The sequence below is a fragment of the Oceanisphaera submarina genome (assembly GCF_046521305.1).
Classification (GTDB): domain Bacteria; phylum Pseudomonadota; class Gammaproteobacteria; order Enterobacterales; family Aeromonadaceae; genus Oceanimonas; species Oceanimonas submarina.
This window is the reverse complement of sequence record NZ_JBKGFN010000006.1, coordinates 43,085-59,802: the sequence shown is the minus strand read 5'-3', so window position 1 is coordinate 59,802 and position 16,718 is coordinate 43,085. Positions and strand designations below refer to the sequence as shown.

Below are 16,718 nucleotides of genomic sequence, written 5' to 3'. Positions count from 1 at the left end.
GTGGGATAGCTCAAGCAGCTAAACCGACCATCACCCAATGCATGACTGTGGTATTGGGTGATCACAAAAGAATCGGAGCAGGTTATGAAAAAAATCATCATGGCATTGGTCGCGACAAGTGCGCTGCTGTGCGGTGCAGTACAAGCAGAAGATGCAAACGATATCTACACCCAGGCTGCCGGCAATCCGGGCGGCATCGGTGGGGTGGGCTCTTTACGTGGCATGAGCGAAATTGAAACCACTCGCCCTGCGGACGACTTCAAGCGCTTCCCCAAAGATCACCAATTAGACAGTAACTATGTGTATCAGCCACCCCTGGTGCCTCATACCATCCGTAACTATGAAGTGTCCTTAAACGCCAACAAGTGTCTTTCCTGTCATAGCTGGAAAAACGCCAAGGAAATGGGCGCCACCAAAATCAGCGTCACTCACTATGTGAATCGTCAGGAACAGGTACTGTCGGATGTATCGCCGCGTCGCTACTTCTGCTTGCAATGTCACGTGCCACAAGCAGACGCAAAACCTCTGGTTGATAACATCTTTCAGAGCGTCGATTCATTGCGGTAATAAAACGCGACTTGAGAGCGAGAGCCATGAAATTATTAAAAAGATTCTGGAAGCGTTTATCCACCCCCAGCAAGGCGGCGGCAGGGGTTGTCTTGCTGATGGGGTTTATCGGTGGTTTGCTGTTCTGGGGGGCATTCAACACCGGAATGGAAGCCACCAATACGGAGCAGTTCTGCTCCGGGTGTCATGCTCCCATCGTGAAAGAGATCCGTGAAACCATTCACTACTCTAACCGCTCGGGGGTACGGGCCATCTGTTCGGACTGCCACGTTCCCCATAACTGGACCGACAAGATAGTGCGCAAGGTGCAGGCATCCAAAGAATTGGCCTTTCACTTTATTGGTACCATAGATACGGACGAAAAGTTCAAGGAACGTCGTGGGCATCTGGCGCATCGCGAGTGGCAACGGATGAAGGAAAACAACTCGCAAGAGTGCCGTAACTGTCATCAATTCGATTATATGGACTTCTCGGAGCAGGGCCCGCGTGCCGTAAGGCAACACTCCACCGCTCTGGCAGCCGGTGATAAAACCTGTGTGGACTGCCATAAGGGGATTGCCCATAAACTGCCGGACATGAGAGATGTTGCTGGCTGGCAATAAACACCGGGAACCGGAAACAAGAGGGGAAGCGAATGGGGACTTTAGAATACGTAATGTGGCATATACTCGGCTACGCCGCGATACCCTTCATTATATTGGCAGGGTTTATTGCCGTTGCTGCCGTGTGCATTGGCATCCTGTCTGTAAGTAAAGACAAGCAAATTGATTAATATTGCCTGAGATAACCGGCTGCAAGCAAAAACGCGGGGGAAGGCGACCTTTCCGCTTTTGTTGGCTGCAGACCTGGTGTGGGCCCGTCACTTAACGCAACAGGGCAGGGAATGGGGTAATATCAGATGGAAGGCGAAAAGCCTTCCTCCTGCATGAACCTCAGGCTCAAACAAAACCGGAGAAACCATGAAAACCAACATCATGTTAGTGCTTACCACCGCCGTTTTTTCAATCACAGCACATGCTGCTCAAGACCCCGTTCCCGATATTATTTTTGTGCCGGAAAACGCCAAGGTTATTGAAGCCGAGCAAAAACGACGTGGCGGCTTTGAGCTGGAAGCCGATGTGTCAGGCAGCAGCCTGGTCGAGCTCAGTGAAGAGGCGAAAGCCTTTTATACCAGAATGGGCTTTGAACTCCGCCGGGACCGATCAGATGCCGATGACGTAGAGCTGGTGTTCGTCAAAGAACAGGAGAGTATTGAAATCGATATCGAGTTGGAACATAACGAGATTATTGAATTCAGCGTCGATTACGAAACCAGATAACGGCGGCTTGCCATGACCAGAAGCGGGGAGGGTGACCTTCCTGCTTTTTTTGGTTTGGTGCCTGGTTGATGGCTTGTTTCGGTCGACCGAGCCGAGAACAGCCGGTTATGACGAGCTGTTTTTGCAGGTCGCAATGCCTTTTCCTTCAAAAAACCGACACAGCTCAGCGAGATCTTCGCTGTGAAACGTGTTGGATATAAACTCGCCGGGAATCAATCCCTCATCCCACCGGGAGGCGAAGATTAAGATACTGCTCCCGTCATCATGATCCCGAACTATCTTCATGATGACTTTAGTGGTGTGAAGATCCCACTGTCGAGTGTATTTGGTACACTGCAAGTAGCTGGCAACAGATGACGGCTCACACCGGTAATCTTTGTTGATCACAAATTCCCTGGCCAGGTCAAACAGCTGTATTGTGCTGTAATCATCCGCTCTGTCAGGGTACAGGTATTTAGCCTCATCACTCACAGAGTTTGTGCATCCAGTCAGTGCAGCCAAAAAAAACAGCGGTAATACTTTATACATTTATAGGTGTTCTCCTGTTGGAGTTGTGTGTGGACCTAAAGGAAGCATAAAGGGCGATGTTGCCGGTTTTCTGTTTGATATCAAGAGGGAAATAATAAAAAGCCAATTCTTTCGAGATAATACTGTTACCATAAAAACTGAAATTTCTTGCCTTGAATCAAAAGTATCTGTATTATGCGCGGCCTTTTTGCTTTTGGATGTCAAGATGATCGGATTTGACTACGGCACATCAAATTGTGCTGTCGGCGTTATGGAAGAAAATGACCCGAAAATTTTAACCCTGGGTGATCATGGCCGATATATATCGTCAACCTTGTATGCTCCGAGTCGAGATGTCATTGTCAACTGGTTGCATAAACACTTGCCATTGGCAGAACAAAAAAACTTTCAGCTACAGCGGCAAAGACAACTGCAAAAAGGGCAGCTGGAGTTAAAAGAGCTGGCATTGGATGGTTACCCAACCGAATTGTCATTTGGCCAGCAGGCGTTGAATAATTACCTGCAAGAGCCCGATGAAGGTTACTACATAAAGTCACCTAAATCATTTTTGGGTGCCAGTGGTCTGATGCCCCAGCAAGTCGAATTGTTTGAAGACATTGTTGCGGCCATGATGAGCAATGTAAAAAGGCTCACCGAAGCGGCGCTTGGCAAAAATATCAGCCAAACGGTAATCGGACGCCCGGTCAACTTTCAGGGGTTGCGTGGCGAAGAAAGCAATCGGCAAGCATTGGAGATATTGACCAATGCCGCAAAGCGCGTCGGCTTCAAGGATGTTGAATTTCAATTCGAGCCCGTTGCCGCAGGCTTTGAATATGAAGCCAGCCTGACTAAAGAAACCAGGGTGCTGGTAGTCGATATCGGCGGTGGTACCACCGATTGCTCCATGCTGCTGATGGGCCCCGGGCAGGCGGCCTCACAAGACAGAAGCGGTGACTTGTTAAGCCACAGTGGCGAGCGTGTTGGTGGTAATGATTTTGACATTACCTTCGCGTTAAAAGGTATTATGCCCGGCTTTGGCCTGGACAGCATGTTGAAAACCGGCAAACCGGTGCCAGCCAATAGTTACTCTCAGGCAGTCTCCATTAACAATATTCATAATCAAACCGAATTTTACAGTGCCGCCAATGGCCGGTTTCTGGAACAGCTTGTCCGTGATGCAGAACAGCCAGAGCTGTTGTCTCGCCTGTTAACGGTGCAAAAAAACAAACTCAGCTATCGTGTGGTAAATGCCGCAGAGCAAAGCAAAATTGCCCTGACGGACTGTACCGAGCAGCTGATCGACTTGTCCGATATAGATAAGGGCTTGACCATAACTCTGGACAGAGACGGTTTTGCCAGGGCCTGCCACCGTGAACTGAGTGCCATCGCCGCGCTCATGACCGATGCCATTACTCAGGCCAATTGTCAGCCGGATGTGGTATTTGTTACCGGCGGCACCGCCAAATCACCGGTACTGAATCAATTCTTGCAGCAGCAGTTTCAGCATACGCCCATCGTTATCGGTGACCATTTCGGCAGCGTCACCGCCGGCCTGACCCGCTGGGCGAACAAGATTTATGGGCCCGGCGGGCAGCGTTAAGCCATGCCGCTGTCAGGTAAGTTCAAGCAGCTCCGGCGCCAATCTCCTGCAGTACCTGCACCAGGGCATCGGGCTCTTGAGCGCCAGAAATGAGGTACTTGCTGTTGATAATGAATGCCGGCACGGAAGTCACGCCTGCCTGCTGGTAAGTGGCTTCCTCTTCTCGCACCATTGCAGTGTACTGATCCGAGTCCAGTATCCGTTTGGCTTTTACTGGGTCCAGCCCCAGTGCTGTAACGCAACCTAATAGCACAGTGTGATCGGAGACATCCATCGCCTTGCCAAAATACGCGTCGAACAGGGCTTGTTTCATGGCGGTCTGCTGGCCTTGTTCTCCTGCCCACTTCACCAAACGGTGGGCATCGAAGGTATTGCAGGTCAGTCGCTCCTGAATTTTTTCGAAGTTGAGGCCAAGCTCGGTGGCAATCGTCAGCATGTTACTCTGATTTTCCCGCATTTCTTGCTCGCTTCGGCCGTACTTTTTGGCCAGAGCCGGCAAGATGGGCTCACCTTGACCTGTGTGGTCGGGGTTCAATTCAAAGGCATGCCACTGGATCCTGAATTCATACGCTGGTGCCAGCTGCGCCATGGCCCGCTCCAGTCGGGCATAACCGATAGCACACCAGGGGCAGGCGATATCGGAAACGATATCTATCTGTATCTTGTTCATAGTGGATCCTGTTTGATTAGAGGAGCTCGCGGGTTACCTTGATCACGCGTCCTTCTACGGTGCGTTGTATCTTGTCTTCTATCTGGCTGCACAGGGATTCGATCTCGCGTCTCGAGGCCGCCGCCACTACAAACGACCATTCGCCGGCATCATGCTTGTTGTGTTCTCCACTCTCACAGACCGCCACCGCCGGGTTGCGCCCGAACCGTTCGTGCATGCCGCCCATACGCCGGCGTTTTTCTTTCAGAGAGCCAGATCCCGGCAGAGAAAAAGTCATGGTCAGAATAGCGATATGCATGTCGTTCTTCTTACCGGCTTGTCCGGCGCAATGCCTTGTTAGAGCTCCGCTTTTTTGGCAGCTTTCCCGTGCCGTCACTACTGATCGCGCCATGTGCCGCTAACCCGAGCAGACGACGAAATTTCGGACATTCCATATGATTTGGCGCAGAACAAACGGCGGCATGTCGCAGACCATCGCGCATCGCGATCAGTTTTTGAATGGTCCTGTCCAGTTCATCTGCCTTACTCACCAGCAAGTCTCTGTCGATATCCGGGTTTCCCTTAGACCCGAGCATGCGGGCAATTTCATCCAGTGAAAACCCCGCTGCACGCCCGAGTGCAATCAACGCCAGCCGTTCCAATATGTCGTTGTTGAAAAGCCGCCGCAGCCCCTGCCTGCCAACAGAGTTGATTAGCCCTTTTTCTTCATAGAAACGTAACTTGGAGGCCGGCACACCAGAACGTTTGGCTACTTCAGCGATATCCATAAACACCCCTTGACCTCAAGTTGACTTGAGGTTGTAAGCTAGCACTGGTTCAAAATCAAAACAAGCAAGGGAGGTAACGATGAGCAATCTACTTTTTATATTATTCACCGGTATTGGAGCGACTGCCGTGATGGACCTGTGGGGAATAGTGCGAAAACCACTGCTCGGTATCCCACTCCCAAATTATGGGATGGTAGGACGCTGGCTAGCTCACATGACACACGGGCAATTTCGCCATGACTCTATTGCGATATCTTCTTCCATACGCGGAGAACACATCATAGGGTGGACAGCCCACTACCTGACAGGTATTGGCTTCGCTGCCTTGTTAATTGGTATCTGGGGCGAGTCCTGGGTGCACAACCCAACGATTAGTCCTGCACTCGCGGTTGGTATCGGCACCGTTGCCGCCCCCTTCTTGCTAATGCAGCCAGGTATGGGGGCAGGCATTGCCGCCTCCAGAACACAACACCCGGCCTCTGCCAGACTGCAGAGTCTTATTACACATGCAGTCTTTGGTCTCGGCCTGTATGCATCAGGCAGGGCAATACAACTCTTTTACTCAATATAAAACTCAGCTTGCAACCATACACAGGAGAATAAAATGCGTATTCCGGCTCGCTTTGCCCCAATCCTATTCAGCGGTCTGCTCTCGGCCATCATGGTCAGCATCGTATCCGCCTTCGTTCTTGCCATCTCACAAGGGATTCACTCCGGGTTTGCTGTACAGTGGGTCAAAAGCTGTATAACGACCTGGCCAATCGCCTTTCCTACGGTTGCGATTGTAGCCCCATGGGTACGACGAATAGTTGGACGACTGACTGCTTAACGCCGAAGCTGGTTTTTTTACGGACTTCCATGACCGCCGCAAATCAGACAGGCGGCGGTCCAACACCGCCTCAAGCCGTGAGGCACACCATACAAAAGCTGCGGTATTTCGTTTTAAACACCAGACGCAACGTAAACTAGAATGCCACGCGTACCGAATCACGTTTGAATGATTCGTTAAATGCAAATCTCACGAACTTCTGCAGAACAAGTTATTTCTATGGTGGGGCTTAGCATAAGACAAACATGACAATGTTTTGCAACGGCTTCTTGAGCCGCTGATAACACACCGGATTTTGTAACCCGGTCGCCTTCAACAACAAAATGAAGGTTGGCTGATTTATATAACCCAGGTTCGCTGTCCGTTAAGGTAAAGGTGACATTATTTTCTAAACTCTTGACCTCAACACCTTTATCTTGAAGTATCAACACCGCGTCGGTTGCACTACATGAGCCTAATGCTGATAACAGAATTTCGGTCGGACACGGTGCCTTTTTATTCATGGAGTCGACATTAAAGTCGAAACCACTCTCTGTTGTTACTTTAAATCGCAAGTCACCGTTCCATTTTACATTGATACTCATGATTTCTCACTTGGTTATATATTTTTATTACACCGACGTCTGGATAATCACTAACGAACAACTCGTTAGCTGAATTTTTCCATTATGTAGTTCCGCATTTTCTCACCACGGATGTCAACTATTTGCTCTTTGACTACCTGAAAACCTAATCTTTCGTAACAAGGGCGAGCTGTAATACTCACCTCCGAGTGGAATCTTGTGATGCCCCTTGATTTACCAATGTTAAAGACGTGTTCCATTAAACTGCGGCCAATACCTTGACTCTGGTATTTGTAATGACAAAAGAAATGGTCAATTAATCCGCTTTCTTGAAGGTCGATATAACCAACAATATCACCCTCAATCTCGGCGATAAATGGCGAAATAGAACGCATCTTTCGTTTCCAAATATCGATATCCAAATTGTCGGGAGCCCAGACTTCGACTTGTGCTTGGGAATAGTCCCTAATGTTCACATTGCGAACTGTGTGGTAAAAGAGTGCCAACAACTCATGGGCATCTGTTTCTTCATATCTTCTGATTTTTATCATGTTATTTTTACCACTCACCAGGCCGTGTTAAGCGGGCTGAAATGGTTGGTTATACAGTGGAGCGAAACGAAATCCAACCAACTCCGGTAAGCTGACAAGTCGCCTCGCAGTCACAACCGGTTTTTGCGTGAGCAGGCAAACATCCTGCCCGGGAGCACGCCTGTACTGGCCCCGGCGCCGGCTATCGTAATATCTGATTCCGTGAAGTGGCTTGCTACGGCTGGTACTGGCTGGGCCGAGTTCGCGGTTTACTCCAGCCGCGAGGGACCTGTGGCGTGCAAACAAAACCCGGTATGCCGATGCCAACCAGAAAACCGGTTTGCTGGCGGCCATGAGACCCTACTCAGGATCCTGTGCACCGCTCGATGCTTTTACCAGAAGTGCCATCAGCCATGTGATGGAACAGGCTGCCCTCAGATCCGGGGCCAGAACCCTTTGTCCACCATTCCAACCCGCCACCAACATAACGTGACCCACTGCCGGAAACTGCGATTTGCATCTTGTAGTGACTCCCCTTGTATTGGACCGTAGCCGAGCCGGTGGAGGAGTAGGTGGTAGAAATCGTTTCGCCGCTCTCGCACCGATAGTGATGCACGAAGGCCGACGCCGCCACAGGCGTATGGGGGGCCACTTTCTCCTGTGGGGAGCTTGCACAGGCAGAAAGGAGCAGGATTGAAGTGAATATCAAGGGAACGCGAACTTTCATATGAGCCTCCATTGTTGGTATGTGGTATCACGCCCGGCACAACTGTGTAGCAAACTTGGCGGCTTTGCTGCGGATGCAGAAAAAATGACAAGGTTTTCGGAGTCAGATGGCTGCGCCTTGTTATGTGCTGCGTGGGGCGAACATTATAATTGCCATGCCCAAGAGTGCCACGCCAGAACCTACAAAGTCCCATGTTGTTGGACGAATACCATCTACAGCCCACAACCACAAAATGGCCATAAAAATATAGACACCACCATAAGCAGCATAAACCCTGCCTGCCGCTGTTGGGTGCAGCGACAGTAGCCAAGCAAATACAGCAAGACTAATAGCAGCCGGCACGAGTAGCCAAACCGATTTTCCTTCACGTAGCCAAAGATAAGGCAGGTAACAACCTATAATTTCTGCTAAGGCAGTAATTAAAAAAAGACCTACTATTTTCAATTCGGGCAAAAGATGGTTCCTCTATTTGGTTGCACATAACGTTTGGCACAATTATGTAGCAAGCTTGGCGGCTTTGCTGTGCCCTCTTATACGTTAATTTTATACTTGAGGTCATTAACTTCATCGCCGGTCATACCACGAAATCCCCATTGATACGGTGCCTGCTCTTTGATGATAATTTCGATATCTACCGGAGGAATTGCAAGTTTATTCTCTATTTCTTTGAAAAGTAATTTAATTAAATTTTTCTGGATTTCAATTTTACGGCCAATCATCATATTTATTTCAATGACGGTGTAAGCGTCACTACGACCGCCAGGATAATAGAAGTCCTCTTTGTTCATTGGTACAAAGCGATGTGCCCGTTTATCTTCTGGTATACTTAAAACTGATTCCATGCAGCTATGAATAACATCGGAAAGTTGCGCCTTTATAGGGTTGAGATTTTCTTTAATTCCAAAAATAACGATCATCTCGATTCCTTGGTTACGTATGATGTCGCGTTTAGGGGGGCGGTGATCAATACAAAAGATTCCGAAAGATACCTTGAAGATAGAACCCAAGGCGAATTTAACATGTCACACGTGCCAAATACATTCTTGAGGCTTTGCTAACCATGTAGTGTCAGTTTCTCCTTAAGGCTTGCTATTGTATGCTGGCTGAAAACTTTAATACCTTCACGCTCTAAGAGTGAGGCTGTTACCCCTGAACCATCCACATTTATTCCGCTAAAAGTACCGTCGTAAATTTTTGAACTACCACATGATGGACTATTTTCGGCGAGTACTGCATATTTTATTTCGTGTTCTTGGCATATTTTTAATGCTTGTTGTGCTCCGGCAAGAAACTGCTCAGTGACATTGATGCCATCGTTTCCTATTACTTGGGCAAGGCCCTGGATCACGTTAATGCCATTTCCTTTTATAATTTCAGCCGGAGCTCTTGGCGTTGGTAAACCAGAAAATACTTCCGGACAGAAAACCACTAGTTCTACATTTGAAATGAGCCAGTCCAAATCCGGCGTCGGTACGGATAAACAACTGGCATTATATCGAACTTTGTTACCAACCAAGCAAGAACTGACTAGTACTTTTTCCACTTATATCTCCTTAAGTGCGAAAAATAGTTAACATCTCTCCCAGCAGGGGGCTGTCTTGAATGAATGGTTAGCGGTTAATGCCATTGCCCCAGTATCTGTAAACCCAGTACACCATTGCTAATGCGAACGCCCCAAAGGCCGGCAGGGCTAAAGCGGTAAATTGGAGATATTGAAAGCCGATGGCACCTATACAGCCACCCAGAATAAAACCTGTAATAAGTAAGACAAAGAGCAGGACTTTGCGGGTATCTAATTTGTGTCCACGAAGACGTGCCCCAAGCATGGTGCCAAGATCAGTAAACATACCAGATACATGAGTGGTTCTGACGATAGCACCGCTGTATGTGCTGACCATACCGTTTTGCAGGCCGCAAGCAGCTGATGCAAGGTAATGGCCGGTGTTAGAGCCATGGCTTAGTACGCCCATGGCAAGCAGCAGGAATGCGGCCTCAATGACAAGGGCAACACTATACCTGCGGCCCAAGTGTAGAACTGCATTATCAATAATGGCCCCGCTAAGCGCAGCACCGAGCACAAAGCACAAGATAATGAGTAAAAGATGGCCTGTTTCGGTGATATCCAGATTGACGACTGCAAGGCTAGCCAAGGTAGATGTGCCAGTTAAATGAGAAACAGCTTGGTGCTTGAAACCCAACACACCGATTGCGTTTACAGAACCGGCTATCAAGGCTAGCCAGAAACCTCCTATTTCTACCCATCGTGGAAATTGTCTAATCACGGCTTTCCTCGTTAGCAGTTAATGTCCCACTAAGGGGCTGATAATTATTGGTTAAAATAGGCGGCGAAGAAGAAAAGACCGACTGTTATTTTTTAGAGTCTTGTTAGTTTACAATTACGCCAACACTCACGAAAAGACACTTAGCCAGAAATCTACTCGCTGCATAAACACCAACGAAGATCCAGATTGTTGTAATTAACCCAGAATAGACTGCAATCCTTTAAAATATCACCAAATTCCTTTTTATAACGCTTGCAATAAAAGGCAAGCGTTAGCGAGTTCAGCCCACGTTTTTTGTGGGCGACTTTTAATTTCTTTGTTAGCTGTTGCTAGTAGATGCCACCTTCAAACCAAAACCAATTAACACAGCTCCGACCATCCTTTCAATCGTAGTTTTATAGTCGTTAAAACGTTTTAATAATGCCGGGTGAGTTAAAAAAACAGCTACAGAACTAAACCATACAAGGTGTGCAAGTGAGATAATTGCACCGTAGATAAGCTGTAAAATAATCGGAGTCTCAGGGTTAACAACTTGCGTGAAAATACTCAAGAAAAACAGTGTTGTTTTTGGATTTAAAACATTGGTTATAAATCCTACTTTGAAAGCCGAAAAATTTGAAAGTGTTTTTTTATCTTTCGTTTCAGATATATCAATGTCTGTTCCCGATCTCAAGGTTTTCCAACCAATATAAATTAAATATGCGGCACCAAAATACTTAATGATCGAAAACAACACGACGGAGTTTGATATAACTATAGCCAGTCCAGCGATCGAATAGGCCACATGAACCCAAATGGCTAAACTCACTCCCAGTGCCGAATACAGACCAGCCTTACGGTTATGAAAAATACTATTTCTAGTAACCATAACAAAGTCTGCGCCCGGACTTATGGACATAAAAACGGCAATAACACTCACTAAAATTATTTCAGGAAGATAAGACATTAATTCTATTCCCATACATCACCTCGATATTTTAAATAAACGTATAACGCCCCGCACAGGGGCAGACAAAGTGGAGCGCCTTTTGCCTTTTGCCTTTTGCCTTTTGAGCATAAAATAGCGCAGCTATGCCCAAAAGGTGCGGAGCTTTGGCTGTCCCAGCGACCAACGGGAGCGATTGCTGCGGTTTGTTAACTGTAGCTACCACTACCACTACTGCTTTTAAGATTATCTTTGATTGCACTTAATTCTTTGTTGGTAGCCTCCAAAGTTTTCACCAACTTAGCCCCCCAATTGTGATCACTGACGTCCGAGCGCTCAAACTGAGTAATATCCAATTTGCTTATGGACTCAATATAGGAAGGGCGAGGCCTGAGCGTTCTTTGGCGGCAGCATCTTGAAGTTACGGTGATACTTGAATCACCCATATACTTTTTAAGGCCACCAAATTGCCCCCAAGTTAAGACCAGCTCTTGGCCAGGAGCCAGATAAGGAACACCAGTGACAATGGGCCCAGAAACCATTGGCTTTGGCATGTCTTTGGGCACCTCTATGCTGAACGCCTCAGCAGGTAAAGGCTTGCTTGGGTGAAATGAAATATCTAGTGCAGGGCCTTTGCCAATATTTTTAATAATAAGATTAACAATCGATGGCCTCTTCCTATCCACATCTGCATAAACAATTACTTCTGGATCAGTTGCCGACCTGTAAACAACGTAAGTGATTGTGGCAGAAGCTGTCGCTATCAATGCCATGAATAATGAGATCCAATTTCCAGCTTCCATCAGTGCTCCGAATTTATACAGTTAACGCCTTGCTAAGCGGCAATAAAATAGCTGGCTAAAATTAGCGAGGAACGAGCAAAAGCCAGCTGTTTTTTGTCCGTTTAAGCAACTTGTTAACTAGCACTTTTCTCTTTCGCAGATATATGTTTTTCCATTCTAGAGTGTGCTTCAAGTAAGCTATCATGAAGCTCAACTAAACTAGCAACTTTTAGCCCTACACCTAACTCTTTTTGTAAATTATCAACCATTAAATATACTGTTTTTAAAGCTTCTAATTCTGATTTAAAAAAATCTTCAATGTTATTGAAACGATACCTCTCCTTGACGAATCTAACGAACTGAAAAACATCTTCATTAGACCAAGAACGAAGAGCTGCTTCTACTGTCTCTACACTCAGATTGTGAAAAATAGGTGTATGCATCAAATTTTGGTAAACATCATCCTTTACATTAGCCCACGATAATTGAAAGTTTTGAGAGAATTCCGAATTTTTATTATCTGTTTTTAGAGCATCTAGATCAGCTTTCTTCAAGTAGAATTTTTTACTTACTTCGTCATCATAAAAGTTAATTCGATACCTATACTCAAACTCATCTTCTGCAGTTGTGATCTTAAACCTATTAACATCAACGTCCCCACATAATTCTAACAAACTAGTTTTCGTGTACTGTTTTGAGTCGATAACTTTGTTAGTAAGCATATAGATATATGTATCACAAATACTGAACCATTCATAAATATCTACATCAGTTTCTGATGATATGAATTTTTCTAGTAATAACACTCCTTCTTGAAACTCACTTTCAGGTAATTGATTTTGCACCCAAGGAGACTTCATGGCATCAAGGAGTGTCTGCTTTATTGGCAAATTTAGTTCTACTTTTAAATTTGTGAATTCATAAAGCCCATAACAGCAGTAATTTATTAACTTTTCATTCGAGCCATAGAAGCTACCAGCAAATATTGCATCCAATTTTTCATAATCACTAGTTTCTTCATTGTCTTCTTTTCCTTTATTTTTCTTCATTTGACGAATAACTCTTGAATCGATAGCGTCAATGATTTTTTCTTTAGAAAAAGAGTGCTCAAACTTTGCACAGCAAATTCTTACTATATCCCCTAAAATTCTTGATAGTGCTTGATCAAGAACAACATTTTCTATTTGAGATACTTCTTGTTGAATACGAGTAAATTTTGATAGAGCTCTTTTTAGGACTCTAATGTTTTTCGAGTCTATAGATGTAATGTTTAGAAGAAGTTCGTTAGCTAATTGGTCACTAAGAGTTGTATATTCTTCTTTAAGGATTGAAGCGACTTCCTCATGTGTAAAGTTAAATTTATATTTATCTGCAAATACTTTTTCAATATCATTTTTACAGTTAAGTTTATCTTCATTTGCAACAACAACTACTTTTATATTTTTCGACTCTGCTAGGCTTAAACTCTCACCTAAAATATTCTTAATTAGCTTTTCATCAGCAACTCGTTCCAAGTCATCTAGGATTAATACACAATCATCAAGTTCACCATACAATTTATATTTGTATGCCCCTGCAGCTCCGCTTAACACAGCACCAACTCCTCTTTCCCCGAAGTTTATTGCTGCACCATCAATGGCTTTAGAAAAATATTTTGCAAATACAGAGGCTTCTTCTTTGTCAGTTAATGATAATGAGATGATTTTATCTCTAAAGTCATCAATACTAGAAATACCATAAAGAGAAAAAAAATAAATTTTTTGACGAAATTGTTCTTCAATCTTTGATTTTAAATGGTGCTTTATAAAATGGGTTTTACCGCTTCCCCATGCGCCATCAAGCAATACAACCTGCGGAAATGAAGTGTCTTGCAATAGCTCTATTATTTGATCGGCTTGCTTCACAGTAACCTCGATATTGACCGTGCTAGTTAACGCCGCCAACACAGGCGAGCGTAGCGAGTCCAGCCAGCTTGCTGGCGTTTGTGATTGGCCTTGTTAGTCATTTGTTCGTATGGTTATTGCCCTTGGGACGGAACTTTTGACATCAGGCGCATGACTTAGCCACATACGTGAACTGTTAATCTTGCGAAAATATTCTGCCACTATCCCTGCAGCTGTAGAGTCTTATGGTCTTCAAGATAAATTTAGTTCATCAATTAATATCTTGAGTCGCGAACGGCCCTCACCACTCAATGCGTTGAGTGGCAGTGGTAAACAAGGCTGTTCGACCAGTCCCCGCAATTCCGCCGCAGACGCAATAACACGCAAGCTGCCACCATACTCAGCGAACAACTCCCACAGCGGTTGCAATCGCTGCGACAAACGTAGTGCTTCTTGCGTGTTCCCAGCTTGTGCTGCGCGAGTGATCTCAAGTGCAGTGCTGGGAAATACGCCTCCGATCACTGAATACCATGCATCACAGCCAGCATTTAAGCCGTGCGCGGCACTGCCATCTCCGCTGATACCAATAGTGATATGCGCAGGGATATGTGCGCGAAGCCGCTCAATTCTTAATCTTGCCTCAACAGGATCACCTGACACGGCGGGGATCTTGATGGATGCAACGTGTGGAAGGTGCGCTATCCGGGCATGAAGCTCATCACTGAACACAAACTGTGTCGTACCGGGATTATCGTAAACACAAAGCGGTAGCGAAAGTGCCCGCGTTACTGTTTCATAAAGTCCGAACACTTCTTCTGGGAGCAGTTTCTGATATGACATTGGTGCCATCAATACTCCAGAAACACCGGCTGCTTCTGCATTTTCAGCTAGCGTAAGTACATCGCGTGTACGCAGTGCAGCAATACCTGCAATCACAGGAATGTTGCCAGCATGCTCTACCGCCAGCTTTAACACACGCGCACGCTCTGTCTTGGTAAGATAAGCATAATTTCCGGTGGAGCCTAACACGCCGATAGAATCAACGCTGGCAGTGACGAGTCGCTCAATTAACCGAACAAACGCCCCCTCATCCAAACCACGCTCATTCATCGGGGTTAGAGGGAATGCACTCAAGCCTGAAAACATACTAGATACTCCGATATGGTTGAAAGGTAAATATATAACGCCGTCAACAAGGACGAGCGCATCGAGCCCAGAATGTGAAAGTGATGGCTAACGCCCGCATTTGCGGCTGGTTTGGAGCGTAGCGGAAAACCAGTCCGACAACATGCGCTTGTTAGCCTTCTTTTGCACCTGTCCCGCACTCAATATTATTTACTTTTTCGACTAGCAGCTCTAGAGTAAATAGCAGCCGCTCCTGAAACTCTACTGTAACACTTGGTAGACGAAGGTTGATCTTATTTTCGTTACCGTAGAACAAATTCCGATTTTTGAATGAATCAAAGCGCCCCTCCTCATCTTGGTCAGGAAAGAGAAGAAATTTTTCTACGCACTCACCATTTGATATTACCCGATATACCTTGGGCATATCATCCATAAGACCGTTATGTATTAAGTGGTTTCGAACGGTTTCAACTTCTGTAAGAAGTGAGCATTTCTCAAACAGAGTACCTGCCTGATTATTTAGCGAAACTTTTTTGCGGTCGCTATAGAGCGAATTCTTTGATGCCAAACGAGGGTAGGAATCAAACTGTGTTTTCAAATTATCAATTTCGATGGCGAGTTTTGTCACATAGTCAAGGAGACTATTCATTCTGATGTAAGTAAACCCAAGTAACGCATATATCTTTGTTACAACCGGTGAGGTTACGTACCTAACCCCATCGTCCTCTTTAATCTTTGGAAAAAACAGTTCCTCTAAATTTAATGCCTGATAAAACTCTCCTTGAAGCTGCATTACTTCCTTGCTGCACTCCTGGACACCGCTAACAAGCTTTCGACAGTCAAAGAGATAAAGCGCTTTATTTACAGGAAATCCTGGCGGAAATTTCCCCAATAACTGGTTGAATAAATCCTTCGAAACAGCAGCTTCCGAATTCATCCCTGCCGTCGACAAAAACTCGGGCGCAACTCTTAGGAAATTATAAAAGCTATGCAAGCTACCGAAAACTCGTTTGGCGAACGCATCATGAAGGCGAACGCAAGCGGCGTCTATTTCGTAAAGACGGCTTCCTTGATTTGGGTACCAAGCCCCTTGAGGGTCGCGAACAAAGTACAGATCCGCCGATTGTTCTGGGGCTTCTGTTGGAATTCCGTTTAGCGATAAATATAGGTTTTGCATTTTCACCATAAGTTGAGGGGAAGGCTAACATTATAACACTGCGCATGCATATATACGCCCATATGCAGCACTGGGGAAAAGTTATAATAGTTCTATTTTATCAATTAGTTAAGATATTTACTGGACAGACATGTTGCAGAAAAACACGCATGCTCATATTTGTTCTGGTGTTGCATAGTATCAACTTCGGTTGTTTTTTAACTGGCTGAATCACGGGTATTTTACTTTTTCAGTTGATGATAAACAGGCACCGCTTTTGATGATTCTGCGCACAGCCGAAGGCGCAGTCCAAATATACTGTATATAAAAGGCCGTCTGGATGGCCTGGTTGGTAGGGGTGATGGTGATATTCAGCCACGCTACCGCCCGAGCGTTTCAGGTCGCCATGTCCTGTCCCCACAGTTTTCAAGCGGGTCTATTTTGGCCGCTGGGGTGGGGGAGGGCAATTGCAAAAGTGGAAATATG

23 protein-coding genes are annotated in these 16,718 nt (G+C 45.9%); 7 read left to right on the top strand and 16 right to left on the bottom strand.

The genetic code is table 11. The features are described from left to right. Positions 1-84 precede the first annotated feature (84 nt). The 4 genes from ACLEIV_RS07835 to ACLEIV_RS07820 all read left to right on the top strand — a co-directional run bounded on the left by ACLEIV_RS07835 (position 85) and on the right by ACLEIV_RS07820 (position 1,886). Complete coding sequence (locus tag ACLEIV_RS07835) at positions 85-567, top strand: nitrate reductase cytochrome c-type subunit (RefSeq protein WP_410456090.1); 483 nt, start codon at positions 85-87, stop codon at positions 565-567. 26 nt (positions 568-593) lie between these two features. Further along, complete coding sequence (locus tag ACLEIV_RS07830; RefSeq protein ID WP_410456089.1) at positions 594-1,169, top strand: NapC/NirT family cytochrome c; 576 nt, start codon at positions 594-596, stop codon at positions 1,167-1,169. A 32-nt stretch (positions 1,170-1,201) separates the two neighbouring features. Next, positions 1,202-1,339: a TIGR02808 family protein gene (locus ACLEIV_RS07825; protein ID WP_410456088.1), complete on the top strand. Its 138-nt coding sequence runs from the start codon at positions 1,202-1,204 to the stop codon at positions 1,337-1,339. Positions 1,340-1,526: 187 nt separating this feature from the next. Then, positions 1,527-1,886 (top strand): hypothetical protein, encoded by a 360-nt coding sequence (locus ACLEIV_RS07820; RefSeq protein WP_410456087.1) that lies wholly within the window; start codon positions 1,527-1,529, stop codon positions 1,884-1,886. 105 nt (positions 1,887-1,991) lie between these two features. On the opposite strand, the gene ACLEIV_RS07815 is transcribed toward ACLEIV_RS07820, so the two are convergent. Continuing rightward, positions 1,992-2,414: a hypothetical protein gene (locus tag ACLEIV_RS07815; protein ID WP_410456086.1), complete on the bottom strand. Its 423-nt coding sequence runs from the start codon at positions 2,412-2,414 to the stop codon at positions 1,992-1,994. A gap of 205 nt (positions 2,415-2,619) precedes the next feature. Here ACLEIV_RS07815 and yegD point away from each other — a divergent pair, with 205 nt between their 5' ends. Then, on the top strand, positions 2,620-3,993 hold the full coding sequence (yegD, locus tag ACLEIV_RS07810; protein WP_410456199.1) for a molecular chaperone: 1,374 nt from the start codon (positions 2,620-2,622) through the stop codon (positions 3,991-3,993). A 22-nt stretch (positions 3,994-4,015) separates the two neighbouring features. Here the strand turns inward: yegD and ACLEIV_RS07805 are convergent, their stop codons facing one another. The 3 genes from ACLEIV_RS07805 to ACLEIV_RS07795 are packed head-to-tail and all read right to left on the bottom strand — an operon-like array spanning position 4,016 to position 5,430. Then, positions 4,016-4,663 (bottom strand): DsbA family oxidoreductase, encoded by a 648-nt coding sequence (locus tag ACLEIV_RS07805; RefSeq protein ID WP_410456085.1) that lies wholly within the window; start codon positions 4,661-4,663, stop codon positions 4,016-4,018. A 16-nt stretch (positions 4,664-4,679) separates the two neighbouring features. Beyond that, positions 4,680-4,961 carry a DUF503 domain-containing protein gene (locus tag ACLEIV_RS07800; RefSeq protein WP_410456084.1) on the bottom strand — a complete coding sequence of 94 codons (282 nt, stop codon included), beginning with the start codon at positions 4,959-4,961 and terminating at the stop codon, positions 4,680-4,682. Positions 4,962-4,971: 10 nt separating this feature from the next. Further along, positions 4,972-5,430 carry a helix-turn-helix domain-containing protein gene (locus ACLEIV_RS07795; protein ID WP_410456083.1) on the bottom strand — a complete coding sequence of 153 codons (459 nt, stop codon included), beginning with the start codon at positions 5,428-5,430 and terminating at the stop codon, positions 4,972-4,974. Between the two features lie 79 nt (positions 5,431-5,509). On the opposite strand from ACLEIV_RS07795, the gene ACLEIV_RS07790 reads away from it, so the two are divergent. Both ACLEIV_RS07790 and ACLEIV_RS07785 read left to right on the top strand, forming a co-directional pair. Then, positions 5,510-6,001, top strand: a complete 492-nt coding sequence (locus tag ACLEIV_RS07790; RefSeq protein WP_410456082.1) for a DUF2938 domain-containing protein — start codon at positions 5,510-5,512, stop codon at positions 5,999-6,001. 33 nt (positions 6,002-6,034) lie between these two features. After that, positions 6,035-6,259 (top strand): DUF2798 domain-containing protein, encoded by a 225-nt coding sequence (locus ACLEIV_RS07785; protein WP_410456081.1) that lies wholly within the window; start codon positions 6,035-6,037, stop codon positions 6,257-6,259. A 176-nt stretch (positions 6,260-6,435) separates the two neighbouring features. Here the strand turns inward: ACLEIV_RS07785 and ACLEIV_RS07780 are convergent, their stop codons facing one another. The 12 genes from ACLEIV_RS07780 to ACLEIV_RS07725 all read right to left on the bottom strand — a co-directional run bounded on the left by ACLEIV_RS07780 (position 6,436) and on the right by ACLEIV_RS07725 (position 16,253). Then, entirely contained in the window at positions 6,436-6,843 is a 408-nt protein-coding gene (locus tag ACLEIV_RS07780; RefSeq protein WP_410456080.1) for an OsmC family protein, read from the bottom strand. Between the two features lie 65 nt (positions 6,844-6,908). Further along, the gene (locus ACLEIV_RS07775; protein WP_410456079.1) at positions 6,909-7,373 is read right to left on the bottom strand and encodes a GNAT family N-acetyltransferase; all 465 of its coding nucleotides are present in this window, start codon (positions 7,371-7,373) and stop codon (positions 6,909-6,911) included. Between the two features lie 343 nt (positions 7,374-7,716). Beyond that, positions 7,717-8,079, bottom strand: a complete 363-nt coding sequence (locus ACLEIV_RS07770) for an MliC family protein (protein ID WP_410456078.1) — start codon at positions 8,077-8,079, stop codon at positions 7,717-7,719. A gap of 120 nt (positions 8,080-8,199) precedes the next feature. Further along, complete coding sequence (locus tag ACLEIV_RS07765; protein ID WP_410456077.1) at positions 8,200-8,532, bottom strand: YnfA family protein; 333 nt, start codon at positions 8,530-8,532, stop codon at positions 8,200-8,202. Between the two features lie 77 nt (positions 8,533-8,609). Then, positions 8,610-8,996, bottom strand: a complete 387-nt coding sequence (locus tag ACLEIV_RS07760) for a tautomerase family protein (RefSeq protein WP_410456076.1) — start codon at positions 8,994-8,996, stop codon at positions 8,610-8,612. Between the two features lie 137 nt (positions 8,997-9,133). Further along, positions 9,134-9,622 carry a 2-thiouracil desulfurase family protein gene (locus ACLEIV_RS07755; RefSeq protein ID WP_410456075.1) on the bottom strand — a complete coding sequence of 163 codons (489 nt, stop codon included), beginning with the start codon at positions 9,620-9,622 and terminating at the stop codon, positions 9,134-9,136. 67 nt (positions 9,623-9,689) lie between these two features. Continuing rightward, on the bottom strand, positions 9,690-10,361 hold the full coding sequence (locus ACLEIV_RS07750; protein ID WP_410456074.1) for a YoaK family protein: 672 nt from the start codon (positions 10,359-10,361) through the stop codon (positions 9,690-9,692). Positions 10,362-10,680: 319 nt separating this feature from the next. After that, a complete protein-coding gene (locus tag ACLEIV_RS07745) occupies positions 10,681-11,322 on the bottom strand; it encodes a LysE family translocator (protein WP_410456073.1) in 642 nt (213 codons plus the stop codon). Positions 11,323-11,495: 173 nt separating this feature from the next. Next, positions 11,496-12,089, bottom strand: coding sequence for a hypothetical protein (locus ACLEIV_RS07740; RefSeq protein ID WP_410456072.1), 594 nt, complete (start codon positions 12,087-12,089; stop codon positions 11,496-11,498). A gap of 113 nt (positions 12,090-12,202) precedes the next feature. After that, the gene (locus ACLEIV_RS07735; protein ID WP_410456071.1) at positions 12,203-13,972 is read right to left on the bottom strand and encodes a P-loop NTPase fold protein; all 1,770 of its coding nucleotides are present in this window, start codon (positions 13,970-13,972) and stop codon (positions 12,203-12,205) included. A gap of 231 nt (positions 13,973-14,203) precedes the next feature. After that, positions 14,204-15,097: a dihydrodipicolinate synthase family protein gene (locus ACLEIV_RS07730; protein WP_410456070.1), complete on the bottom strand. Its 894-nt coding sequence runs from the start codon at positions 15,095-15,097 to the stop codon at positions 14,204-14,206. A gap of 151 nt (positions 15,098-15,248) precedes the next feature. Next, positions 15,249-16,253, bottom strand: coding sequence for a hypothetical protein (locus ACLEIV_RS07725; RefSeq protein WP_410456069.1), 1,005 nt, complete (start codon positions 16,251-16,253; stop codon positions 15,249-15,251). Positions 16,254-16,718: the final 465 nt, after the last annotated feature.